Raw genomic sequence first — 22,617 nt, forward strand, 5'->3', positions numbered from 1 at the left:
TCACGCCCCGCGGTCGACGAGTCGCGCCCGGACGCGGCCCAGCAGCATCGCGTGGTCGAACGCGAGTGCCGGCAACTCATCCAGAGCAAACCACCCCACCGCGGACGCATCGTCGGCTGCAACCGGCTTTACCGCGCCGGCTTCGATGCGTGCCAGGTACACGACGCTAACGGTCCAGCCCCGCGGGTCGCGGCCCGGGTCGCCCGCGGTGTAGAGTTGCTCCAGGTCCGCGACCGCAACGCCGGTTTCCTCCATCAGCTCCCGCCGGGCGGCATCAGCAAGCTTTTCGTTCTTTTCAACGAACCCGCCCGGCAGCGCCCACCCCCCGGCAAACGGGGCCTTTTTGCGCTGAATCAAAAGGACACGCGGCCGATTCTCGCGGGTCACGATGGCAACGTCCACGGTCAAGGCCGGGCGCGGGTAATCGTAAGTGTGCTTCGGATCGCTTTTTGTGGGCATTTCAACCTCCACACCAGACAAGACCTTACGCCGACGGTTTAGAACTGCCTTGAGTAACTTACCCGCTGCCGGCGCGTCGGCCAACCGGAGGAAATTCAGACCTACCGGTAGAATGGGAGTGTCCCCGGTGCGCCGGGGCACCAAAGGAGAGGTGCTTTGTGCAGTTGCAACAGGTTTCGGCGTTACAATTTGCGCCGGTAAAGGCCCCGGCGGTTCCGAAGTTGGTCGTGTGGGAGGCGTTCGATCCGGACGACCCGATGACGAAAGCCGCGGGCGAACTCTACGAAGAGACGCTGCCCGCGGACGAGCGCATCCCGTGGGCGTGGATCGAGCGATCGATTCGCGAACGGGTGAAGAGCAAGCCGCGGACGAACGGGTGGCACAAGCACCTGCTGCTGGCCGCCCCCGAGAACCGTCAGGATGATCCCGGTGCGCTGGCCGGATACGTGTACGGCGCGTTTCTGCCGGGGTACGGCGGGTATCTGTGTTACGTGGGGGTTGCCGAGTCGGCGCGCCGACTCGGCGTCGGGCGCCGGCTGTTCGACCACTTTTTCAAGGTGCTGAAGGTCGACGCCGGCGAGTTGGGGGAACCGCTGCCGTTCGTAATTTGGGAGAGCCACAGGCCGGAACCCGACGCGCCCGACGCTGAGTGGGAGGTCTGGGCCGCCCGCAAGCGGTTGTTCGACCGGGTCGGCGGGGCGTGGATCGACGGGGTGAACTTCCTGTCGCCGAACTTCTCCGACGACCCGGACGCAGCACCGGTGCCGCTTCAGTTGTTCTTGAAGCCGGTGGACACTCCGGAGACCGCGTTCACAGCCGAGCGGCTACGCGAAGTCGTCGGCGGGTTGCACCAGCGGGTGTACCGTAACGCTCCGGGCACGGCGCTGTACGACGGCACGCTGCCGCCGGGCTGCGAGCCGCGCCTGCGTCCGGTCGAGTAAATCGGGTGCGCGAACGCGTCGTGCAATTACAAAGAACGACTCCGGCAGAACCCTATGGGCACTCGGACCCCGCCGGAGTCGACTTCAAGAAAGCGCAAGCACAGCGACCCGTACCCCCTCGCACGAGCCGCTGCCGCTGCTAGCTCCGAACAGCGTCCCGGGAGCAAACCGGGGGCAGAGAAGTTATCGAATTGCCATGAGGGAATTTGCGGGCGCGGCTCAAGCGACTCGCGCCCTCTTGGATTTGCACCAGTCCACCCGACGCTTCTGATCACGTCACCGCAGACCCGACCGGGGCCGGCCCTAACGGAGCGGGCGGAGAACTCCGCCGAACCGTCGAAATAATTATCAAGAAATATCAATTTATAATTCGACAGATGATTCAATTGCAATCATCTCTGTTCACTCAGCCTCTCGCCCCCACCGCTCGACGACCGAGCGGCTGATCGCGTTCTACCGTTCCCGTTTTGGGGGCCAACGTGACTACTCCCTCGGTACACGCGCTGTCGGTCTTGATCGTCGAAGCCGGAACTTGAAGTGGGCGGAATCGCTACGTGGCTCGTCGCCCGCCTCGGGCGCGTTCCCGCAACAACTCGGCGAATAGGTCGGGTGGGAATCGAACCCACGGTTGCGCGCTCATCAGGCTAGGTGCCCGACGCCACAAAATGCCTTATTTCGCTTGCATTTTCAAGACTTTGCCACGAACCCGCCGTTTCCGTGCTTTCCTGAATATCCGCCGATTCCCCGGTGATTCTGGGGATGTACCGGGGGTTTCGTGGTAGGCTACCACGAAACCTCCAGGTCGTTTAACAAGAACCTGCGGGGGCACGTGTCAGATCACCTGTCCCTCCAAAACCGGCATCCACTCCGCACTGCACATCACCCCGTAGTAACGCGTGGCCGGCTCGGTGATCAGGTACACCACGGGCGCCCCGGCCTGGTCGCGCACGAGCGAGCCACGCAAACCGGTCTTCACCTTGAACCACACCCCATTCATCAGCCCGTAGGTCGCGGGCACCAGCACGGGTTCCGGCTCGATCGCGGCCCACTTTCCCTCTTCGACGGTCTCGCGCCAAGTCCAGCCCGTGGGCGGCAGCTTCCGTTCGGCCCGGTCCCGGTTTCCCCACTTCACGATGTGCAGCGCCCCGTTCCACCACACCGGCAGGAGTTGCGGCGCGGCCCGCCAGTAGAACCGCACCTCGCGTTCGCCGCGCGTGTGGATGCGGTTCTCGAGCTGGTGTTCTGCGATCAGCGTTTCGGGGAGTTCGCTCAGGTCGAGCGCGACGGCAACACACACGGCGGGCACCTTCGAGACGCACCGGCACCGTGCCGGAATGCTCCTGAATATGGCCGCATGTTCAGTATCGAACAAGAGGGGTGTATGTTCCAGTTTGTTCCGGGAACTCCCCCTATCCTGCACTTGTTACGCTGCTTGTAGCCAGTTGCTGTGACGGCTCGTGCGCGATAAAGTGGCGGTCCTGAATCCAAAAGGAGCGCCCAATGCCGAATTCCCCGCCGCCACCACCACCACCACCACCACCGCCCCCGCCAGCCCCACCTCCTTCACCACCGCCTCCGAGAGCGCCACTAACGTATCCACGGGAAGACCAGCCTTACCGCAAGAGCCGCGACGGCGATAAGTACCGAACGTGAGTGGTGCAACAATGGACCAAAACGCCGAGCTAATTCCGGAACACGAGAGGGACGCCTTGGCCGTCGCTCGCAGCGTCGTGCCCCAGGATGAGGTCCCATATGCTTGGATCGCCGACGTTGCCAAAAGCAAGTACGACGCGTTCATGAAGGCCTTTGATGACCTTGATGCGAAAGCTGGCGCTATCATCGGCTACATGGGTGGAGGCACCGGCCTCGCAACTCTCGGCACGCTTTTCACCGTGCTCAACTCGTCGGTCAGCTCGTTAGTTGTGATATTTACATTCCCCGCCATCGCGTGCAGCGGAGCAGCGTTGTGTCTCGCAGCTCGGGCTCGCTGCACTAAGAAAGTTTTCCCCCCCCCGACTGCTGGAAGTCTGATCGAAGTCGCGAACCAATTCCATGGAGACAAACACGCTGCTGAAAAGCTGAAAGCGATCATGGCAACTCAATGGGAATTGTGCTCTGCAAGAATGCGCACAGTTGTGACTGAAAAGGCCCACGACGTGGACACCGCCACAAAGGGGTTCGTAATTGCCGTTTTCTTGTTGGTGCTGCCCCTTCTTGGAGCATTGTTTTATCCCAAAGATGACGCAATAAAAACACAAGATTCAAATATATATATAAAAGAAATGCCTGCTTCAAAAGCGCCATGAACGCTGGCTTGGTGAATGAAAGTCTATTGCGCACTGAAGCACATCGCCGCTGTCATAGGATCAGACGCGAGTACCCGGCGGATACCTCCCGCGACCGCGTCAGCCGGTGCGAATGCCCGCTACTGATGTGGGCGCGGTTCCGGCCTCTGCCCGACCGGCTGGGCACAAGGTGCGAGCCAGCCGGTCCCTTCAACTTCTACCCTCCGGCTCTCACCGCCACCTCGATCGGTCGCGGTAGCGGCAGCGTAACGGTCAACTCCACCAACTGGACCGGCCGGCTGTAGTCGGTGCCCCCTCCGGTGAGGTACTTGTATTCGTCGTTGAGTGCTAGCGGGTTGCTCCCCGCAACGAACTCCCCTCGGTCGTTCACCAGAAGCCAAACAGAGAGCTTGCAGGTCGGCTGCTCGGTCGGCGGCGTGTCCTTGACTTTCGCCTGGGCGAGTTCCCGCTTCGGGCGCGACGAGCCGAACCAGTTGCGGACGGAGCTGAGAAGTTTCACGGGCGTGTTCCTGTAAGGGTTAGGCCGCGGGCGGTTCCGCCGGCGGGAGTAGTTTCGGTTCGGTCGTTTGAGCCCCGGGGAGGGCGCGACCCGCTGCCGCGGCAAGCCGGGCCTGAACGGCGGGCGTCTGCTTCTCGGTGGCGCGGAACGGCAGGCGGAAGCCGGGGGTGGCTCGCATGTCGGCCAGCAGGAGCGTCACGTATTGAGCCGCGATCTCGTTCGCGTTCGGCCAGCGCTGGTGAAACAGGTAGCTGTTTCGGACCGCGAGCGCCCACGCCCAGGTATCACGCCACAACGTGAGGTTGTGGGGCCGCATTCCGTATCCCTTCAGGGTTCTGCGGACACTCGTGAGCAGCCGTTTCGAGGGGCTCCCCGGAAGGTAGCGGTCGTCCGCGGTGGTCATTTGGCACCTACCTTCGCGTTAATCACCACCTGGCGGAGCAGAGCAGCCCGGCCGCGAAACCGAGCGGCTTCGGCGGTCGCCTCGTGCTGGTTCGCCTTCCTCACCTTCGCGGCCAACTGGTCGAGGATCTCCGCCCGCCCGTCGAGCCACGCCGCCGTTTCTTCGAGTTCCTGAATCAGGTCGTTCACGTCAGCTCTCCGAAATGGCCCCGGATCGTTCGGGGCCGGGTTGGGGAAGCAACTCAGAGCTGTTTCGCCTTCAGCAGCTCGAAGATGGCAGAGACGTGTTTGCAGTGGTGGTGCGAGTAGAAGCCGCGGCACTCGCACCGCATCGACCGGTCGCTACCCACGTGAACGGAGTAGTGGTCTTCGGTCGCGTCCGTGCCCGGGGTCTTTTTGAGGAGCATAAACCCCCGCCCCTCATCGCATGGGAATTCGTCCACGTCGTAAACCGCGAACGACTTGGTGCCGCTAATCGTGAGTGTCCCGGCCCGGTGGCCGTACTCCTCACCCGCGGGCGTCCAGATGATCGAGCCGTGCTTCTCGGATTTGGTCGGTTCCAGCAATTCGGTGTAGACTGTCATGGCCTTGCTCCTGCGTAATCAGGGGTTTGGAAGTGGGCCGGAGATGGTTGCCGCCATCTCCGGCCCGCGTCGTTCTCACTTCGACTTCGGCCACCCATCAGGCCCCAGGTCCCGGTCACCCGGCCGCCGGATGGGCGGGCTCACCGGCGGCCTGTCCGCGTAGGGGTAGCCCGCCCCAATGTGCTTCAGCTCGTATTGCCGAGCGTCCCAGCACTGCTGGGCGTAGTTGCAGCGGTCGCAGAGCGGCGGGTCGATCCCGGGGCCGGGATCGGCGGGCACCACGGTTCGCGGCTCCTCGCCCGCGACCATCGTGGTCCACGTCGAACCGGCCCGGCCGCAGCACTCGCACACACCGTCAGGGGTCATTTTTCGCACGGGTGATCTCCGGTTCGGGGAAAGGGCCGGTCAACTGCGACCGGCCCGGTTTTTAGCTCAGAAGCCGTGTGTGATTCCCTTCGTGCTGCAACCATCGTTGACGAAGTTGGAGATGTCGTTGTCCCGCAACCAGTCGCACGCGACCCGAGCAGGGAAGAGGTCGTAACCGTTCCCGTTTCCACCCGGGCAGGTAACCACAACCTTCTGCTGGTCGGGCACCTGGCGACCGAATGCCGCGAACCCCGGCGGCAGATCCGCCCCGCGGAAGATCACCAGGAGGTTCTTTTCGTCGTGTATCACTTGCAGGTAGACCGTCTTCATTTCCGTGCCCCGTGTTGTGCGTCCGTCGTCTCGACACGGAAATAATAGACTAGTCATTTATCTACGTCAACCCCGACTAGTCTTTTTTCTCCGCGCGGTGTAGACTGCCTGCGGAAGTAACCTCTGAGGGGTGCGGATGCCGAGTCGCGAGGGGTACGTTCAAGTGGGCGTGCAGTTGCCGCCCGCGCTCAAAGTTGCCGCCGACGAGAAGCGGGGAGAGACTACGCTGACGCAGTATGTGTGCGAGCTGATCGCGCGAGACACGGGCACCGAGTACGAACCACCGAAGAAAGGCGCGCCGGCCGGAACGCCACGCAAGACGCCGCCGGGACCGAAACCGGGTAACGCAAAGAAGCCCACTGCTAAACGGAGTCGCAAGACATGATCGCCCTACTCTGCCTCTGCGCTCAGCCTGCCCCGCCGCCGACGGTGCAGTTCGACCACATCACCGTAGCCGACGCCCGGCCGTTGAGTGGCGCGACGGTGCGCATCGAGTTCCGGCCGGACCGCCCGGAGCACACTTGGCCGATCGGGGGCGAGGAGCGCACCGTCACCGGCCCGGCCGAGCTGGACGACGGCCAGGAACGGACGGTGGTACTGCGGGGCAACCGGCTCGGCGACCTGCGCACGGGGAAGCGGATACGGGCTGTCGGCGTGCTGCGGGTGATCGACCACCCGGCCGCGGCGGTGAATGGCGTGCTGGTGCCGGAGTGGACGGAGATCCGATTTGAGGAGCGGTGAGCTACGAGGCTTGTTTCTGGCTGGCAGGCGCGAGAAGAGCCTGCATTACCATTAATAAGACGATCGACTGCGAATGGGGCCGTTTATGCTGTGACGCAAAGGAGCAACCGGCAAGCCGCCTACCCGAGAGCTTTACCTGGTAGGGACTGCAACGGAAATTTTGCGTGTATTCAACCAAACATGGCGCACGGTGATGGCGGGGGCAATGGTGCTGGTCAGCGGGTAGATGAAGCCGCGATCATGGACGGTGATATAAGTGACCTGAGACAAATCGGTTGAATTGCAATCTGGACAAGCTATAGGATTTCCAGTCGCTTTGATTGTTGCCTTGCGTTTGTTAAAGGCCGCCTTTAGTTTCTTAGAGATGGCGTAGGTGGGATCGGCATAGCCGATCATAAGAGCCTGCGGTAGTGCCCAAGCGTAATGACCGTTTACAAATCTGAGCAGGCCTTTGTCGCAGTAATCCCTGCCTGCTGGGTGGTCAACGTCTACGGGTTTACATTCCACGAAAAGCCCGTCGTTGGACGCAACGCTAACTGTTCCGTTTCTTTTGATGGAAACGTGAATATCAGGCATGTCATCAAGGTGTGTTCCATCGTAAGACTCAAACTTGGCTTCACGGGTGATACTGAACTGTTCGGAGGTGAAACCTGGCACTTCCGAACCATCTAGAATCCGGTTTACCAAACACGTACGCAACTCGCGAGTAATGCGATCCTCGTTAGCGTTCGTGATGTCGAAATCGCCGTCGGGATGATTCACAATCTCCTGCCATGCCGCAACAACCGCCCTCTCAATCAAGAGGAGGGTCGCTTTGGGATAGGGTTGATGGGGCAGTGAGACGGGCCCTTTAGTATAAAAGCCAATCCGCATGATTTAACCGGTGATTGCGTCTAAGTGCAAACGAATAATGTCACCAGCAAGCAACCTAGCGCGAGATATTGTCCAGTACCGAAAGTGGTTAAAGATGCCAACGACGAGGCCAGAGCTTTCGGTGTGTATAATTTGAGTCGCGCCAGTCTCATCCGCGATCTGAAGAATCTCTTCCATTAGCCGGTACCCCCCATTCAAGATCAGGTCAAGGTTTGCAGCGTTGCTAGCCTTGGTCGTGAGAAACAATACATCGAACGGGGAGGAGAACTTGCCTTTCTCGGCCGGCGATTTGACTTGATGAATGTGGAGCGTCCCAAACGCCGGTGTAACAATGGGCGAAATAGCCTTTGCTAAATACGCAATAAACGTAGCGCGTTCAGCTTCAGTAGCTGGCCTACACGCACGTTCACGGGATCTTTCGTATGGAAGCGCTACCGCCAGTGTGTCGCGAATAACTTGGAGATCATAGTCGCGCAATTGATACAGCTTGGCAAAAAATGTATCAACATCGTCCCATGGTATCGCCGAGTTGCTTTCCAGCGACTCAGACAGACGCATTAATTCATTGCGATCAGTCGGTGTCAGATTTTCCAGCGGCGGAATCGGACAATGTTCTAGGTCGGCCTTCCGCGAGCGACGGCGTTCGGCTCCGAATTCAGGACTCGTGGCCAGGAGATAATAGAGCCAAATGTCGCTATGCACGAACAGGTGGAGATAGCGAGCAAGCAGTTCCCCATCCGGATGTCCGGCAGCAGAGTAGCCGTTGAAAACTTCGCTGTAGGCTACTTTGTCAAAGCAGAGGAGCGCGCGCCCAACCTCCCGGCTCTCTCCCGGCGATTGCCGGATGAGCGCCAGTGGCGGGTCGTAAATGGTTGGCTTGCGAGGCCGCCACACTAGATCGCGGGTAAACTCACGAAGTCCTGCAGTGTCAACCTTGAACTGAAATAGGTCAGTAGACGTGAGGTTTGGCCGTCCCTTTAGGAAGGAACAATCGCTGAGCCCATCCTGCTTCTCCGCTAATTGATAGCCTTTCCCACTGCGATTCTTGCCGACAACCCGCCTCCAATACTTGGCGAGCGGCTCGCCCACCGCCTTCAACTTCTCGATTACCTCTACATCGAGCATAGTGCCAATCGAAAGCGTCTTCCAAATCCATGGCTTCTTAGTCGCAAGCGCTGTGTCGATCGGCCGGGTGGACTCCGAGTCGATTCGAAACTGGCCCGCTTTGTTTAGCGCCAGGTCGAGCGGAAGCGTCACGAAGTATGTGTGATGGCCTTGTGGAGGCCGCTCGTTGGTGGCGAAAAGCAGCATCCAAGGTTGATTCATCTTCGGCCAAACCAGCGTGTCTGCCAGATTGGTCCCGTTAATAATTCCGTCCACACGAAGCAGGCGGAATATCATCGCCCGTGCCGCGGCTGGGTTTTTCGCCGACTTTAGCAGCAGACGGGCAGGCAAAGCCATACCAATCCGCCCTCCCGGCTTGCACCACTCAATTGAGCGTAGCAAGAATGGCAGGTCCGGATTGTTGTCCGGGAGGACTACTTCTACACTATTATCGTCACCTACTCGTTTTATTATAGATTCGTAAGCGCCCGCCAACCTCTTGCCCATGTTCTTATCGAGGCTAGTCCACGGAGGATTGCTGACAACTATGTCAAATTTACCGTCAAAATTCTTGCCGACGTGTGCACCAAGGCTGCCGAGGGCTTGGGAATCTGTCGATACACCGTCCTCCCGCACGTTATGGAGAACGCGGCCTCGGAGGTTCTTGAACTTCAATTTGTCCGGTGGCTGCGGTTCCGGGTCTAGCTCGACGGCCGTGAGATACAGGCTCAACGCCGCTAATTTGAGCGCAGCCTCGCTGATATCCAAGCCAACGAGTTGCTTCTCGAGAATCTCCCTGATGACAGCCGTATCTGGCCGTTTCTTATCTGCGGCTGCCCTCCACCGCTCGAGATAGAGGCGACGGAACGAAAGAACCAAAAAAACTCCGGCGCCACATGCTGGATCAAGAATCCGGCAGGCCTCAATGTTTGTGATACCTTCCAGCATCTCATTCAGCAACGTCACCGCGATGTTTCGCGGGGTGTACCGCTGGCTGGTCTTCTTAGCCTCTCTCGGCGTCCACTCCCAACACAGCGCCTCGTAAACTTGGCTCAGTAGACCGACGGGGATGTGGGCAAAATCGAATTCTTGCCACTCCCACTTGAGCATCGGCTGATAGCTGTTACCACGTGGCTGGTGCCCTCTGACCACTGCCGACAAATGCCGGAAGACGTCACCACTGGTGACTGTCGCAATACGCTCGAAGAAAGTGGCGTTGCCCCCGTCGGTGAGTGGCAGGAAATCCCCGTTAAAAGTTTTGTCTAACCACGCACAAGTGTTCGCCGAATTCTCTGCGTCTCGAAAACACTCCGTCCAATCTAGCGCCTTAGGGGCGATCTTCGAGAACGAATAGTTGTCTAAAACCCCGCGATCTCGCAAAAATCGAAAAAACAGCGCCCGTCCGACGAGCGATATCGCATCCGGCCGAAGGCTTTCATTCCTGGCGATCTTGCTTGCGGTGTGCTTTATAAGGTTAAACAACCGGCCAAACACAGCATCGCCTGCCCCGAAGTCTTCGCCCTCAGCCATTCCAAACGCGAGCCGGGAGAATAGGGACCGGCCCTCTGTCGAACCCGGTGTATATTCGACCCAGTTCGGCGTTTTGTCAGTTAGGGAGACTGGCGCGACGGTAATCTTGCCGAGATCGATCCGAGCGAGATAAACTCGCTCCCCGCGGCAGGCGAGTTGACGGAAAATAATCGGGATTTCGTCCGGCTCGTCATGGAACAGGTTATTTTTCGGTGATTGCTGCCCAAGCCGTTGCTCATCAACGAAATACAGGACGGGCCGGCCCTGATACTCGGCGACACCGTCAGGTGAAGGCCGGTTCTTGCGGCGAAGCGAATTTAGGGTGAGGTAGTCTTGAAGATCAGGGGAAGGAACTTGCTGTCCGAAAATGCGGACATTGTCCTCGGCTACTCCGTAGCCGAGCAGTTCGTCGCGCAATTGATTTGCTGACCGGGACGGCATGGGGTTAATGTGGTTAAGACATTCATTAGCGACTGCCGGCAACGATAGTCAGGCATCCGGCCACTCCGGATCACTCGCTGGGCGCGCAGTATCTCTCGCATGTGATTTTGCACAGCGCCCCGTTGGAAGTCCAGGTGGTTCCGGCTTTTCCGTGAAAGAGCGGACGTACTCAGGCCATCCCGCCGGCACAGATTGCCGCGTATTACGGCGGCGCGAAAGATAGATAGGGTCGAATCGCTGAAAATCACAGGCAGTAACGGCCGGACCGCTGGCATTAATGCGTATGTTGCGCGCAGTTGTAATATTCATCACCTCCTTCTCCTCGTGCCCAGTCCTCCAGTCTGACTTTTGTTCGAGAGGTAGGGTACGAGGGTGCCAGTCAATCGGTTCCCTGGTTCCCACCTACCCCTTTGCGATTGGAGTCCCAGGTCGAATGAAACAGTCACGGTTACTGTCCTTGCGCATTCCTTCGGAATTGGGCGAGGTCTGGTAAACGAGCACCGGAACCAAGCAGATCAGTGGGTGAACACGTCGAACATCCGGAGCGCCAACGGCCAGCGGAAGAACAGCGCGGCACCAACCAGCGCGATGCCGGCAGCGCCGGCCAGGTACGCGCCGGCCACCAGGTCGCGGGGGTAAAGGGGACGGTCGAACACGGTGGAGGTCCTCGACGGGCGAAGAAGCTATCTGAGAGCCGGTGCGGGCGCCCGCACCGGGTTGAAGCGGACCACTCAGCGCGGCGTCGGGCACCGACCGTTCGAGCAACTCGGCACTGCGCCTGCCGGAATCACGTACTGCTGCGGGAACGCGTACTGCGGCACGGTCGGGCACGATCCACCCGAGCAGCTCGGCGCCGTCGATGTCCTCGACCAGGCCGCCGGCGAGCTGCTCGGCACGGGCACCGCCGCGGCACCCGGAATGCGCTCGTAAGCGCCCCGTGCGGTGCGCCGCAGCGGGAACCCCTCGCGGTCCCAGCATTCGGCTTCCACGGCCTTCGCGGGGGCCTTTTCCGGGTCCTTTGCCGGCGCCTCCTTCAGCGACTTCCCGCAGTGGGGGCAGGTCTCGCAGTCACACACGGGCGGGGTGGTCGCGCGGATCTCCCAACTCAGCGGCTTCGGCGCGGGCTTGTCCCCGGCGGGCTTCGGCGCGGGCCGGTCGATCTTCTTGGCCGCGCTGTCGATGGCGCTCTTGAGTGCCCCATCTTCGACCGGGCAGGCCATCACGGTATGAACGAACAACGTCCCATCGACGGGGTAGCCGACTACCGCGGCAGGACCGGTCACGTCGTCGAGCACGTCGGTGCGCGCCACCACCGCTCCCGGGGCCGGGTGCGGCTCTTTGCACCCCACGAACACCACCAGCGGCCGGGACTGCTCCGCGGCAACGCGGTAGCCGGTCGCGTAATCCTTCGGCGCTGCCAGCCGCGGGGCCGGTGCGATCACGGGCGCGGGGCGGCCCGCCAGAGCCAAGGCCACACGTGCCTTGCGGTCGCGGTCGGAGTCGGGTTCCGCTCCGAAAATGGAGCTGGTCAGGGTGATCAGAAGTGCGGCGCTGAGCGCCACTCGGCATACGGTTCGCATGTCCAGGTCTCCACAGTGAGGAAGCGGACCTGAACCGGCGGGGTGGATCAGACCCCGCCGGTTCTTCGTTATGCAATCACCACGCCAGCGCGAAAGTGTCTAGCGCCGGCGCGCGGTGTCGTTCTTGCGTGCGAATGATCCAGTCGATCGGGACTCGCCGCGCGGGAAACCCCTGCACATCGGAAAGGGCGAAGCTATCCCCCTGGCGGACCATCCGATCGGCCACAGCCTCATCGATCCAGAACGCGGCCCGGGGCTGATCCTCGGGCCACACCGGGCCGCCGTGGGCCGAATCGCCCCACGAGTTCAGGCAGAGCACACCGGGCCGGCTGCCATTGCGCCACGCGATGAAGCACATCGCGTGCGGCCAGGTGCCCCGCGGCGTGCAGAACCCCTGCGCATCCCGGGTGCCCACCGAGCCGTCGCGGTTGTCGAACCCCACGTCACTGCACACCACCACCGGATAGCCCTGAGCGATGGCGCGCTTCACGTCGGCGGCGCTCTTCACCAGCGCCGCGCCTTTTACCGGATGTTGTCGGGCAACCGCGCTCACCTCGGCAGGGATGCCGCGCGCGCCCCACTCGCGGGCGCGGGCCGGGCTGAACGTGGTCAGGTCCGTGGAACCGATCCGCTCCATCGGCGCGATGCCGCCCACCCGACCCACGTACTCGCACGCCCACCGCCCGAGCGACCCATCCCCGCGGATCTGGCCCTTGCCCACGTCGATGCGTGAGCCGGCATAAACCACCTCGACGCTCACCGGCTTCCACTCAAAGCTCGCGCCCTGGGCGATGGCCGTTGCCTGGACCGTGTCGCACCCGTGCTTCGTGGCGGCCCCGACGCAACAGCCCACGCTGCCTTGGTTGACGTTGGGGTATGCGGTGTCAGGCAGTTTGGCGGCCTTGCGCACCGCGCGGAATAGGAACACGTCGTCATCGCCCAGCGCGGCCCGACCGGCGGGCGTCTGCTCGAAGTGCAGCGTTTTCGTCTGATCCAGGTTCCGCTCGATCACGTCCGGATCGCGAACCCACCCGGTCGGCTTCTCGAACTCATCGAGCCGCTCGCTTGGCGCGGGCGTCGGCACCTCAACCCGCTTCTCGATCTCGCGCACACGCTCGGGCGCGACCTGCACCCCGACGCCGGTGCCTAGCACCAGCGGGAGGATGATTTTCAAGGCCAGAATTGCCAGCCGGCGGAGCCGCTCGCGGCGCTCCGGGTTCAGTTGCGCGTCATTACTCATTCGGCTACCTCGTTGGGGTGGGGCGTGCTGGTACGTTTCGTGAGCGGGGCTGCTCACTTCGCGAGGTCTTCGAGGTGAGCGGCCAGCTTCCGGAACAAGTCGGCCGCGCCCGCCCGCTGGTCGCTGGTCAACTCCCCGTCGGTGGTGGGCAAGACCGCGGCCAGCTCGACGGCCACCACCTGGCGGACCTCGCGCAGCGCCGCCTCTCCGATCAGGGCCGCCGCCGCCTCCTTGAGCTTCAGCCGCAACGCGCCGGCGGTGCTCAGGCTCGAATCACCTGCGAGCTTGGCGGCAGCTCGGTACAGGGCCGCCAGGTCGCGCGCCCACTCCCCCTTCTCCGCGCTGGTGCCGGCACCCGCGTCGAGCGCGGTTTTCAGTTTGGAGCGGAGCGGATCGACCGGGGCGGGTGGCGTCGGGGGCGTGGGTGGGGTTGGGGGCTTCGGCGCGGGGCCGTCGATCCCGAGCTTTTCCAACAGCTCGCGCTGGCGCTTCAGCTCGGCCGCGATCGAGGCGAGCGCGGCCGACTCGGCTTTATCGAGTTCGGCGCGCTGCCGCCGGATGCCGCTGACTTGTTCGGCCAACTGGTCGATCGACTGAGGGGTGGGGGGCTGGGCGAGTGCCCACGCGGGCGCGAGCAGCCCAAAGAGGGGCAGGAGACAGAATCGCATCGTGGGGGCCTCCGTGGGTACCCCCGGCCGATGTCACAGGGGCTCGGACTCCTGCACGTGGGGCTGTAACCCACGAGCGGCGAGCCACGCGACCCAATGCGTCTCGCGGTCGTACACAGCGGGATCGACCGTATACGCGGAACTGCCCGGGATCGCGGCCGTGAGCCCGCCGAGCGCCGCGACCGTCTCCGGGCCGCACGGGGCGCAGCAGCCGTAGGCGGTGAGGGCCACGTCCGACGGGCCGGGGAACGGCACGAGGGGTACGCTGAACGAGTAGGCGCCCGGGGCCGGGGGCGAGGTCAGGTAGGGCGATACGGCCGCTTCCGCGGGGGCGCGGGCGGCGGCGGGGACGATGGCGATAACGTAGGCGGCTGGCACCGCTACAGCCCTCCGAGATAGGCTTCAAGGGCCGATTTGGTTCCGGCGCTGAGCGGATCGCCGAACAGAAGAGAGAAGCCCGGCATTCGGCCCAGGTAATTATTTAAACCCGCTTCCGCACCAATATTCAAAGATGTTGCCGGATAAGGTACTCCGGTTGACCAGTTGATCGTCGCTGGCGCGCCGCCGTCCTTTGACAGCCTGGTTTGCGAAATGCCCGCATCGAACTCAGCTACAAGCGTGAATGGTGTTCCCGCCGTGAAAGTAGTTCCACTGGTTTGTGATAGTAACGTTCCCGCGCCGCCGTTTGAACCGTACAGGATCGCTATAAGCCCTATCGAGTTGGGTGGAATTCTCACATGGTGACCACGGGTAATTCCGCCGACGCTGGAAGAGCCGTAAAGGCAAGCGGTAGAAGATGCTTTGACAGAGGCATTCGCCCGCATCCCGACTGTCACAGAGCCACCCAACGGAACGGGTTCGTTCGCGTTAGCTATCAAGCAATCATCAACCCCGTCGAAACTCAGTGAGTACAGGTTGCCGCCCTCCGAATACAGCAACGGTCGAGCGGCGTCACTCGGGGCGACGAACTCGACGGCCCCTGACGGACCATAAGGCCACACGGCCACGCGCACCGGATCGAGGTGCGAGGACGCGCGAGTCGTCTTCGCCGCGTCCTGGTATAGCAGCCCGTTTGTACGCATCCACGCCGCGAGGACGGAATACGAGGCGCCGAACGCGGCGAGCGGGTTCGTGAGCCCGTCCCGCCGCCGCAACTGATTGATTGCCAAGCCCACTCCCAAACGCATCGCGCGGCCCTCACGCATAGGCGACGATGTCGCTGGCCGTTGTGCCCGTGGCGTTCACCCGGATGCCCTCGACGGGCAGCGGTTCGCCGTTCGAGCAGTTCTTGAACGTGACCGGCGCGCCGTCCTTTCGCACTACCACTACGTCGCCCGCGGTCCCGACCCGCAAGGACCGGAACGCGCGCTCGGCGTTCGCCGCGTTGCTCGGGGTGACCGCGAAGAAGTAGTCGCTCGGGTCGGACATGCTCGCGGGCATCGGCGCGGCTCTCGTCGGGGTGCGGTCAGGCTCCCCCGGCCGATGTCACGTGAGACACAATCACCCGGTCGGCGCGTCCGGCCACGGCCCCCACTTCGGCGCCTGCCCCTTCTTGACCAGCCCGCACGATTCGGTTGCGAGCGGCAGCTTCGCCTCCAGCGGGCACCCGCACGCGGCGCACGCGTCCAGCGCCCGCTCCTCGCACAGGGCGCACTCCGCCTGACGCGATTCGAGCACCTCCAGCGGCACCGTCCGGCGCCCGCCCGCCACGTGCCGCGCCATCGCCGCCGTGTAGTTCATCGCCTGGCGCCACAGCGCCGGCTTCTGTTTCACGTCCTCGGCGCACCGCGACAGAACCATCAGCCCGTGGTTGTTCCGGTCGCGGCGCGTCACCACCCAGCCCGGGTGGCGGTGGCAGAAGGTTCGCAGCGCGTGCAACACGCCCGGGGCGTCGGGCCGGTCGCCGCTCTCCCCGAACGTCTCGGTGCAGTGAACCACGATGTACTTGCCGACCCGCTCGCGGTGCCGCTCCAGCAGGGGCATGAGGGCGTCGGCGGTGTGCTCGGTGTCGATGAACAGCAGGTCCACCGGGGGCAGGTCCGCGGCCGCCGGGTCGGCGGTGCGGCCCTCGAACCGCGCGCCCAGCCAACCCCTCAACCGCGCCCATTGCGGCTTCGGCCGGGGGCACACGCTCACGAACGTGCCGTCCGCCGGCAGCCCGGCGACGAGCGCCGCGTCCGCCGGCTTCATCCACAGCGACAGCTCCGCGGCGCTCGAGCACTTCGCCGCCAGTTCCCGGAGCGTGCCAACGTGCTCGTGGAAGTCGGACGGCTTCGCGGCCGACGCCTCGGCCCACGCGGCGGGCGTCGGGTGCGCGTTCGCCTCGCACGCCGAGCACCCGGCCGGCTTCTGCGCCTTGAACTGCGTCACGTCCACGTTCGACACGGTGACCATCGGGCCGGGCCACCAGTGCCGCGCCTCGCCCCAGTGCGGGTGCCACAGGGACGCGCCGCGCGGCTCGTAGCACACGTCCCCGTGCGCCGTGAACCGGCCGGCGGTGTGGTTCACGTGGACGCTCGGGGTGCCGCTCAGCCCGGAGGGGTCGGCGGGTTCCAGGCGCGCCCAGGCGGACCGGTCGGCGCCGTGGTCCGGTTCCAACACGACGGGCTTTCCGGACTTGGCCTCGGCTTCGGCGCGGGCCAGGTTCCCGAGGAACGTGCCCCAGCGCAAGCAGAGTTGGTGCAGGGGCTCGTGTCGCTCGCGCACCCGCTGCCAGCCGGTGCCGTTGAGCCCGATGTAATCGAGGTGCGACACCACTGGCGCATTCGGGTTGGCCGCCAGGGCATCCCCAAGGCGATCGAAGTACCCGGGCGGGTACAGCACGTCGTGCTCGCAGAACGCAACGGCGTCGAATGCCGAGCCGTCCGCGATCGCAGCCGCGACGGCCTGCCGGATCTGCGCCACGATGGTGGCGTGCGACCGCCTCGACTCCCCGCGGTGCGTTGTGAAGCGATCAAACGGGGCGCCCGGGATCTCCGCCCACCCGCATGCGCTCACGGTCACGTCGTGCCGAAGCGTCTGCTCCTGAGCCTGAGCGACGGACAGCGCGCTCCGCTGGAGCAGCGCCGGCGGGGGCGTGTTGTCCGAGTACCACACCGCCAGGATGCGTTGCCGCTTCGGCTCCGGGCGCGGGCCGCCGAACGGCTGCGCCGCTTCGGACCGCTCCACCAGCCGCCCCCAGGTGTCCGCGGACAGCCCCTTGCCGAAGTGCTCGCGGATCTGCGGGACCGCGTCGATTCCCAGCTCCCGGTGACCGACCAGCAGGTTCCACACGTGGTCCTCGGTGCGAAGCGGGTACGGGGGCGGCGGGTTGTTGTGCCAGCCGGACACGTCGCGGAACTTGTGCCGCCACCGCAGGGCCGGGAGGCAACGAGCCTTCCCGCCGCGCTGTCGCACGAGCTCATGGATGTACCCCTCCTCGCCCCCGAACCCGCTGAACAGTGGGTTGAACCCGGGCCACGCCGCGCATCGCATCAGCCACAGGCCGAGCCCCATCATGGGGATCTCTTTGGCCGTATTGCCGAGCAGGATGCTGTTATCCGTGTCCCACGTGCCCCACAGCCCGCCGCCCGGGTTCGGTCGCCAGTGTGTGCTCAGCCCCCGGCCGTCGTCGTACACCAGCGGGCCGGAAATGATGTCCCGCGAGTCCGGATAACGTGCGATAAAGTCCAGCGCCGCCTGCACCGCGCCGGTCTCCAGGATCACGTGCGAATCGAGGCACATGGCCCACGGGGTGCGGGCGAACCGGAACACGGCGTCCCGGGGCTTGCTGGTGCCGGTGAGGTCCGGGCGGTGCAGGTACCGGCCGCCGACGGCCCGGGTGATCGCCTCCACCCGTGGGTCCCGCTCCTGGGTGTTGTCCACCACCAGGTATTCGACCTTCGGGTGGTTCGCGGCCAGGCCCGAGAGCACGAACCACACGTGGTCCGGCTCGCCCCGGGTCGCCATGCCGATCGTCAGCGGGCTGCTCATGTCGCTCGTCTCGTGAAGCTGGGGCCGGTCAAAACGGGCTGCTGGTGCTGAGCCCGGTGGTTACGGGCGGCGGCGGCGGCGGTGGCGGCGGTGTGGTGGTCGTGCCCGCGCCCGCGCAGGTGCCGTTGCACGACGCCAGGGACATCGGCCCCGTGACCGTGCAGCCCGCGCACTGGTTAATCGGATCGAAGGAGCACAGCGCCGCGCCCCCGGGGCACTGGCAGCAGTAGTAGTCCACCGCCGGGCCGCCCGTCGTGGTGGTCGGCGCGGGTGTGGTGGTGCTGGTGGTCGTGGTCGGCGCCGCCGTCGTGCCGCCGCCGGGGCCGCAACCGTTGGCGCACGCGACCTCGGACGGGAACTGCGACCGCAGGGTCGGGGTCTCGTAATTCTCGCACGGGTGGCCCGGTTCGTTCGTGCAGACGAACCGGACGAAACCCTGGTACCGGCACTGCCAGCAGTAGAACGGTTGCGCGGTGGTGGTCGTCGTGGTGGGCGGCCCGGCGGTGGTGGTCGGCGCGGCCGTGGTGGTGACGGGCAGCGGTACGCACGCCCCGGCCGCCTGGGCGCAGGTGCCGGACGGGGCGCCGGGCGGCACCTGGCACGAGCACCCGCCGGCGTTCCCGCACGGCCGCACCACCTTGTCCCAGCTCGTGCCGCTGTCCGAGCCCCAGATGCAGTCGCCGCACCCGGCCGGGGACGCGGTGGTCACCGCGGCGCACGGGTCGGCGGCGCCGTGGACGTAGCAGGGGGTGGCGGCCTCGTGACCACAAGAGTTCCCGGGGGCGGCCGGCGCGTCGCAGGAGCAGTTGGGCACGCGCGAGCCGGCGCAGGTGTCGCCAATCTTCTCCCAGCGGTCGCTCTCGCCCGCCACCCCCGACACCCACACCCAGCGGCACCCACCGTTGCAGAACGACGGCGGCACCACGCACGGGGTGTGTGCCGGCGCACAGGACGAGCACGCCCCGGCCGGCGGCTGACAGCCGCAGTAGCCGGCGCACCCGTTGCGCGTCTGCACCCACCCGCGGACCGGGTGACAGAACCAGTCGCACCCCTCGGTGCAGTCCGACGGGGCCGGGCACGGGCCGCCCGTCGTGGTCGCGCCGGTGCAGTTTGGGGCTTTGGCGTCGGCGGCGAGGGCGCCACACGCGGTGGTGGCGCAGGCGTCGGCGGCGGGGCACCACGTCGGGGCGAGGCAGTGGCAGTCGGTGGCGCAGGTCGAGGTGGTGCGGGTCCAGATTTTCGAGGAGGCGGAGTAGGTCCACTGGCACGCGCCGGCGCACGGGCCAGCGGTGGTGGTCGTGGTGGTGGCAGTGCCGCACCGACCGGCCCCGTTCGGCAGCGCGTACAGCTCCCATGTCAGCCCGGCGCTTCCGTCGGCCTGGCGACACAGCGCACAATCGCCCGCGGCGAAGGCGTTGCCCAGCACCGCGACGCCAGGATTTTCCGCGGTGCCGTACCGGCCGCCCACCAGCTCGACGAGCGCACCGGCGCCCTGATCCCACACCTCCACCCACTGGTAGCTCGGGGCGGCGGCCTCTGTGATGCGGACGACGAAGAACGGCGAGCTGTAGGCCCGGGGGGGCGCGTTCGGTGGCGGTGTGCGGAATCGGGCCATGCCCGGCCGATGTCACGTTGCGGCGGAGGTTGGCGCCCGTCCACTTCGCGCGCGAGCGGTGGGGCGGTTACCTTTGGTGGTTCGCCCCAACCGAGGCCCATTCATGCGCGCACTGACTTTCCCGGCGATTCTGCTCTGTGGCATCTTCTTGTTAGCGGCGGGCGTTCCGTCCACCGCGCAGGACAAGGACAAGAAGATGCCGAACCCGAACGTCGACAAGAATTACACCGAAAAGGTGACGGTGCGGATCTTCGAGGCGGGCATTCGACCCAACGGAGCGTTGGTCGCGGAACCGGTGAAGGACGTGCGCGCGTTTCGTTACGAGAAGGATGGCGAGCTGTGGTTCTGCACGAAAGCTCACCCGGTCGCCGTGCCGAATCCGAAGACGGAAATCACGGACGAGAAGGGCAACGTCTACGTGGTTGAGAAGGTCGTCAACAACAACGACATCGGGCACAACCGGTCAAAGGTGAAGCCGAAAGCCAAGGACGCTACGCCGCCCCGACCTTAAACAAGTCCTCGAACTCGCGGACCGGAAACAATGCACTTCCGTCGGTGATAAGTGTTTCGTCGGTGATGCGCGTGTTGAGCCCGGCCCGCTGGGTTTGGTAGTAGCCCGACACGTTGCCCGTGGTCGCGGGGTCGAAGAAGTAGAATCCGAGGTGCCCAAAGGGCACGGGCTTGTGAACGAAGGTGTAAGCCAAGTCCCACGAGTAGCCGAGCCCGGTCGGGTCGGGAAGGAGCGTCTCCTCGACGCCCACCAGTTGCAGGGTCAGCGACCAGTAGCCCAGGAAGTACGTCTTGTTCACGGCCCCGAAGAAGCCACGGCTACCCTCATTTCCGATGACGCGGTTGAAAAGTGGTTTTCCCGGCCCCCAGGCATCGAACGGCAGGCGGCGCCAAACGATGCGGAACTTGCGTTGCGGCTCGATGAACCCGATTCCGTAAGGGATCGGCACGCCGGCCGGCTTGCCCGTGCCCGTGTCGGTGCTGTACACCTGCCCCGACGCGCCGCCGGGAAGCGAGATGTAAGAGGGCTCCCCCGACACCGCGCCGCCGGGCACGGCCCCGGGCTTGGTGGTGTATCGCTCCGTTTCCGACTCGGTATCTGCATCACTTTTGAAGCCGAACGGGCACATCTCGAACGTTGCTTTTAGCTCCGCGCGCCAAAACTCCGGCACGTGAACCCCAGCCTTGTACCCTGGGTTCACGTCCTCGATCGAGTCCGGGTCTTCTGGGTCTTCTGCTTCGACCGTGTTTTGCATGAACCGGAACGGCGCAATCTCGACTTTGGTACACGCCCAATTGTTGAACACCGGGTCCCGTTGCGGCATCAGCCGCGAGAGCTTGGTTACCCCGGTGTCGTCGTACAGCTTGCTGGCGCCAACCAAATGCACCGCGGCGTTGTACCGCTGATCCCAATCGCACGAGAAGCGGCGGGTGCAGTACGAGCCGTCCGGCCCGAGCATCGTCGTGATGTGGTCGTGCTCGGCCTTGATCCCGCGGCGGCGCAGGTTCATGGCGATTACTTCGGTGTCCGTGAACGCACGCAGAGAGCCGTTCGGGTTCGTGGGCAGCGTGACGGCCATATCAGAAGCTCCCCCCCTCGAACGCGCCACCGCCACCGGGCCGCGCCCCAAAATCGCCTTCCCCGGGCAGCCACACCCCGCCGCCGGCCGTGAGCGCGTCCACGGCGCGCATGAGCGTGGTCGCGATCGACTGTTGCACGCGGAGCATCTTTTGCTCGATGGGATCGCCGTTTAGCGCGGCCATCTGCACGCTTTTCCCGACCCCTTCCAGCCCGGAAATGGACGCCTTCGGACCGACGCTCAGCGCGAACGACTTCGCCACGTCGCGGAGCGCGCTCAGCACCATCGCTTGCGGGCTGCTGGGATCGGCGCCCGCGCCGCCCCGCTCGCCCTCGGCGTAGCGCAGGTCCGCGAGCCGCCGGGCCTCGTTCTCCCGGTCAACGTTCCGGGTCGTGTACCAGGGCGCGTTCGGGTCTTTCCAGTCGGCGTCTGTGAGCTTCCTGAGTTCCTCGTCGAACAGCCGGAAGTAAGCTTGGGTGTTACGTTCCGGGTCGGACACCGTGTCCCACCCGAGCCCAAACCATCTCCGATCGCCCTCCGTCGCGCGCGGGTCGGTGATGCGCTCGCCGTTGCGGTCGCGGTTGCCGAAGTTGTCCTCGACCCACTTTGCCAGATCCGCGAGCGCCGACGCCACGGTCTGCACGGCCCCGATGAACGTCACGAGCACGGGAATGCCGAGCCCGATGATCGTCGTCAGGAACCCTTCCAGGCCCGGCCCGATGGCGTTGGTGAGTACGGCCGCCGCGGACGTGAACGCGGTGGCGAGTAGCACCGTCGCCGGGAGCAGCACGGGCGCGACGGTCGCGGCGAATAACTGCACCGACTTGCCGAGGGTGCCAAACCCGCTGGTGACCGACCCGAGCGCGGCCCCCAGGACCGCCATCGGCCCGGCGACAGCAGCGAACTTGGCGAGCACGGGCGCAAACATGCTCCCGAGGCGACTGGGGGCAGGGTCAGCCGGGCCGGCCGGGGTAGGCTGTGGCGGTGCGCCGCCGGCGACACCGCTGACCGGAAGCGGTTTTGGGCCGACGACGATTACGGGTTGCGGCCGGTCGTGGATCGGCAACCAGCCGCCGTCGTTGGTATCGCGCTCGGCCTGCTGGTTGGCGAAGATAATCGCCTGGGGCAGCCCGGAGATTGCCCCGGCGAGGAGTTGCAGCGCGGCGGCAAGTGCGGGGTCGTTCACTGTTGCACCCTTTTCTCGCGTTCCTCACGCGCGGCCCGCTTGGCTTGCTCCTCGGCCCACCCCCGCGCGATGCGCTCGGGGTCCGTGATGCCGAGGTAAAAGCACCGTGTTGCGAAGAGGGCCATCTCGCCCGGCTTGCGCGGCCCCGCTGGCAGCGCCAGCTCCGGCCGTCCCTCGCCGTCGCGGTGGTG

At 64.6% G+C, this 22,617-nt stretch carries 27 protein-coding genes; 5 read left to right on the top strand and 22 right to left on the bottom strand.

What is annotated here, in order from left to right; translation table 11 throughout:
- Nucleotides 1–459, bottom strand: coding sequence for an NUDIX domain-containing protein (locus tag GobsT_RS34955; RefSeq protein WP_010038373.1), 459 nt, complete (start codon nt 457–459; stop codon nt 1–3).
- 158 nt (nt 460–617) lie between these two features.
- On the opposite strand from GobsT_RS34955, the gene GobsT_RS34960 reads away from it, so the two are divergent.
- Nucleotides 618–1,400, top strand: coding sequence for a GNAT family N-acetyltransferase (locus tag GobsT_RS34960; RefSeq protein ID WP_010038370.1), 783 nt, complete (start codon nt 618–620; stop codon nt 1,398–1,400).
- An 832-nt stretch (nt 1,401–2,232) separates the two neighbouring features.
- On the opposite strand, the gene GobsT_RS34965 is transcribed toward GobsT_RS34960, so the two are convergent.
- Entirely contained in the window at nt 2,233–2,697 is a 465-nt protein-coding gene (locus GobsT_RS34965; protein WP_010038368.1) for a hypothetical protein, read from the bottom strand.
- A 412-nt stretch (nt 2,698–3,109) separates the two neighbouring features.
- Here GobsT_RS34965 and GobsT_RS34975 point away from each other — a divergent pair, with 412 nt between their 5' ends.
- A complete protein-coding gene (locus GobsT_RS34975) occupies nt 3,110–3,706 on the top strand; it encodes a hypothetical protein (RefSeq protein WP_148087984.1) in 597 nt (198 codons plus the stop codon).
- A 196-nt stretch (nt 3,707–3,902) separates the two neighbouring features.
- Here GobsT_RS34975 and GobsT_RS34980 read toward each other — a convergent pair whose 3' ends face one another.
- From GobsT_RS34980 to GobsT_RS35005, 6 genes are all read right to left on the bottom strand, one after another.
- Complete coding sequence (locus GobsT_RS34980) at nt 3,903–4,205, bottom strand: hypothetical protein (RefSeq protein ID WP_010038364.1); 303 nt, start codon at nt 4,203–4,205, stop codon at nt 3,903–3,905.
- A gap of 19 nt (nt 4,206–4,224) precedes the next feature.
- A complete protein-coding gene (locus tag GobsT_RS34985) occupies nt 4,225–4,608 on the bottom strand; it encodes a hypothetical protein (protein WP_010038362.1) in 384 nt (127 codons plus the stop codon).
- Nucleotides 4,605–4,796, bottom strand: a complete 192-nt coding sequence (locus tag GobsT_RS34990) for a hypothetical protein (protein WP_010038360.1) — start codon at nt 4,794–4,796, stop codon at nt 4,605–4,607. The genes GobsT_RS34985 and GobsT_RS34990 overlap by 4 nt, the downstream gene beginning before the upstream one ends.
- A gap of 53 nt (nt 4,797–4,849) precedes the next feature.
- Nucleotides 4,850–5,191 (bottom strand): hypothetical protein, encoded by a 342-nt coding sequence (locus tag GobsT_RS34995; RefSeq protein ID WP_010038358.1) that lies wholly within the window; start codon nt 5,189–5,191, stop codon nt 4,850–4,852.
- 75 nt (nt 5,192–5,266) lie between these two features.
- Nucleotides 5,267–5,557 carry a hypothetical protein gene (locus GobsT_RS35000; RefSeq protein ID WP_010038357.1) on the bottom strand — a complete coding sequence of 97 codons (291 nt, stop codon included), beginning with the start codon at nt 5,555–5,557 and terminating at the stop codon, nt 5,267–5,269.
- 66 nt (nt 5,558–5,623) lie between these two features.
- Nucleotides 5,624–5,887, bottom strand: a complete 264-nt coding sequence (locus GobsT_RS35005; RefSeq protein WP_010038354.1) for a hypothetical protein — start codon at nt 5,885–5,887, stop codon at nt 5,624–5,626.
- Nucleotides 5,888–6,023: 136 nt separating this feature from the next.
- On the opposite strand from GobsT_RS35005, the gene GobsT_RS35010 reads away from it, so the two are divergent.
- On the top strand, nt 6,024–6,272 hold the full coding sequence (locus GobsT_RS35010; protein WP_010038351.1) for a hypothetical protein: 249 nt from the start codon (nt 6,024–6,026) through the stop codon (nt 6,270–6,272).
- Nucleotides 6,269–6,628 carry a hypothetical protein gene (locus GobsT_RS35015; RefSeq protein ID WP_010038349.1) on the top strand — a complete coding sequence of 120 codons (360 nt, stop codon included), beginning with the start codon at nt 6,269–6,271 and terminating at the stop codon, nt 6,626–6,628. The genes GobsT_RS35010 and GobsT_RS35015 overlap by 4 nt, the downstream gene beginning before the upstream one ends.
- 132 nt (nt 6,629–6,760) lie before the next feature.
- Here GobsT_RS35015 and GobsT_RS35020 read toward each other — a convergent pair whose 3' ends face one another.
- From GobsT_RS35020 to GobsT_RS38515, 11 genes are all read right to left on the bottom strand, one after another.
- Entirely contained in the window at nt 6,761–7,501 is a 741-nt protein-coding gene (locus GobsT_RS35020; RefSeq protein WP_010038347.1) for a hypothetical protein, read from the bottom strand.
- 3 nt (nt 7,502–7,504) lie between these two features.
- Nucleotides 7,505–10,552 carry an HsdM family class I SAM-dependent methyltransferase gene (locus GobsT_RS35025; protein ID WP_232068443.1) on the bottom strand — a complete coding sequence of 1,016 codons (3,048 nt, stop codon included), beginning with the start codon at nt 10,550–10,552 and terminating at the stop codon, nt 7,505–7,507.
- 539 nt (nt 10,553–11,091) lie between these two features.
- Nucleotides 11,092–11,232 carry a hypothetical protein gene (locus GobsT_RS38510; protein WP_010038344.1) on the bottom strand — a complete coding sequence of 47 codons (141 nt, stop codon included), beginning with the start codon at nt 11,230–11,232 and terminating at the stop codon, nt 11,092–11,094.
- A gap of 75 nt (nt 11,233–11,307) precedes the next feature.
- Nucleotides 11,308–12,156: a hypothetical protein gene (locus GobsT_RS35030; protein WP_197905166.1), complete on the bottom strand. Its 849-nt coding sequence runs from the start codon at nt 12,154–12,156 to the stop codon at nt 11,308–11,310.
- 76 nt (nt 12,157–12,232) lie between these two features.
- Nucleotides 12,233–13,396: a C1 family peptidase gene (locus GobsT_RS35035; protein WP_010038341.1), complete on the bottom strand. Its 1,164-nt coding sequence runs from the start codon at nt 13,394–13,396 to the stop codon at nt 12,233–12,235.
- 53 nt (nt 13,397–13,449) lie between these two features.
- Complete coding sequence (locus GobsT_RS35040; RefSeq protein ID WP_010038340.1) at nt 13,450–14,064, bottom strand: hypothetical protein; 615 nt, start codon at nt 14,062–14,064, stop codon at nt 13,450–13,452.
- A gap of 33 nt (nt 14,065–14,097) precedes the next feature.
- Entirely contained in the window at nt 14,098–14,442 is a 345-nt protein-coding gene (locus tag GobsT_RS40245; protein WP_010038338.1) for a hypothetical protein, read from the bottom strand.
- A gap of 2 nt (nt 14,443–14,444) precedes the next feature.
- Nucleotides 14,445–15,269 carry a hypothetical protein gene (locus GobsT_RS35050; RefSeq protein WP_148087985.1) on the bottom strand — a complete coding sequence of 275 codons (825 nt, stop codon included), beginning with the start codon at nt 15,267–15,269 and terminating at the stop codon, nt 14,445–14,447.
- Nucleotides 15,262–15,504: a spike base protein, RCAP_Rcc01079 family gene (locus tag GobsT_RS35055; RefSeq protein WP_010038336.1), complete on the bottom strand. Its 243-nt coding sequence runs from the start codon at nt 15,502–15,504 to the stop codon at nt 15,262–15,264. The genes GobsT_RS35050 and GobsT_RS35055 overlap by 8 nt, the downstream gene beginning before the upstream one ends.
- Before the next feature lie 60 nt (nt 15,505–15,564).
- Nucleotides 15,565–18,036 (bottom strand): glycosyltransferase, encoded by a 2,472-nt coding sequence (locus tag GobsT_RS35060; RefSeq protein ID WP_010038335.1) that lies wholly within the window; start codon nt 18,034–18,036, stop codon nt 15,565–15,567.
- 28 nt (nt 18,037–18,064) lie between these two features.
- Nucleotides 18,065–19,651: a hypothetical protein gene (locus GobsT_RS38515; RefSeq protein WP_029600821.1), complete on the bottom strand. Its 1,587-nt coding sequence runs from the start codon at nt 19,649–19,651 to the stop codon at nt 18,065–18,067.
- A gap of 103 nt (nt 19,652–19,754) precedes the next feature.
- On the opposite strand from GobsT_RS38515, the gene GobsT_RS35080 reads away from it, so the two are divergent.
- Nucleotides 19,755–20,162, top strand: a complete 408-nt coding sequence (locus GobsT_RS35080; protein ID WP_010038333.1) for a hypothetical protein — start codon at nt 19,755–19,757, stop codon at nt 20,160–20,162.
- Here the strand turns inward: GobsT_RS35080 and GobsT_RS35085 are convergent.
- Genes GobsT_RS35085 through GobsT_RS40710 form a run of 3 tightly spaced genes read right to left on the bottom strand, consistent with a single transcriptional unit; the run spans nt 20,143 to nt 22,551 of the window.
- The gene (locus GobsT_RS35085; RefSeq protein ID WP_010038332.1) at nt 20,143–21,240 is read right to left on the bottom strand and encodes a hypothetical protein; all 1,098 of its coding nucleotides are present in this window, start codon (nt 21,238–21,240) and stop codon (nt 20,143–20,145) included. The genes GobsT_RS35080 and GobsT_RS35085 overlap by 20 nt on opposite strands.
- A 1-nt stretch (nt 21,241) precedes the next feature.
- Nucleotides 21,242–22,426 carry a hypothetical protein gene (locus GobsT_RS35090; protein ID WP_010038331.1) on the bottom strand — a complete coding sequence of 395 codons (1,185 nt, stop codon included), beginning with the start codon at nt 22,424–22,426 and terminating at the stop codon, nt 21,242–21,244.
- Entirely contained in the window at nt 22,423–22,551 is a 129-nt protein-coding gene (locus tag GobsT_RS40710; protein ID WP_010038329.1) for a hypothetical protein, read from the bottom strand. Before GobsT_RS40710 ends, GobsT_RS35090 begins: the two co-directional genes overlap by 4 nt.
- Nucleotides 22,552–22,617 lie beyond the last annotated feature (66 nt).

Origin of the sequence: Gemmata obscuriglobus (genome assembly GCF_008065095.1) — a bacterium.
Classification (GTDB): Bacteria; Planctomycetota; Planctomycetia; order Gemmatales; family Gemmataceae; genus Gemmata; species Gemmata obscuriglobus.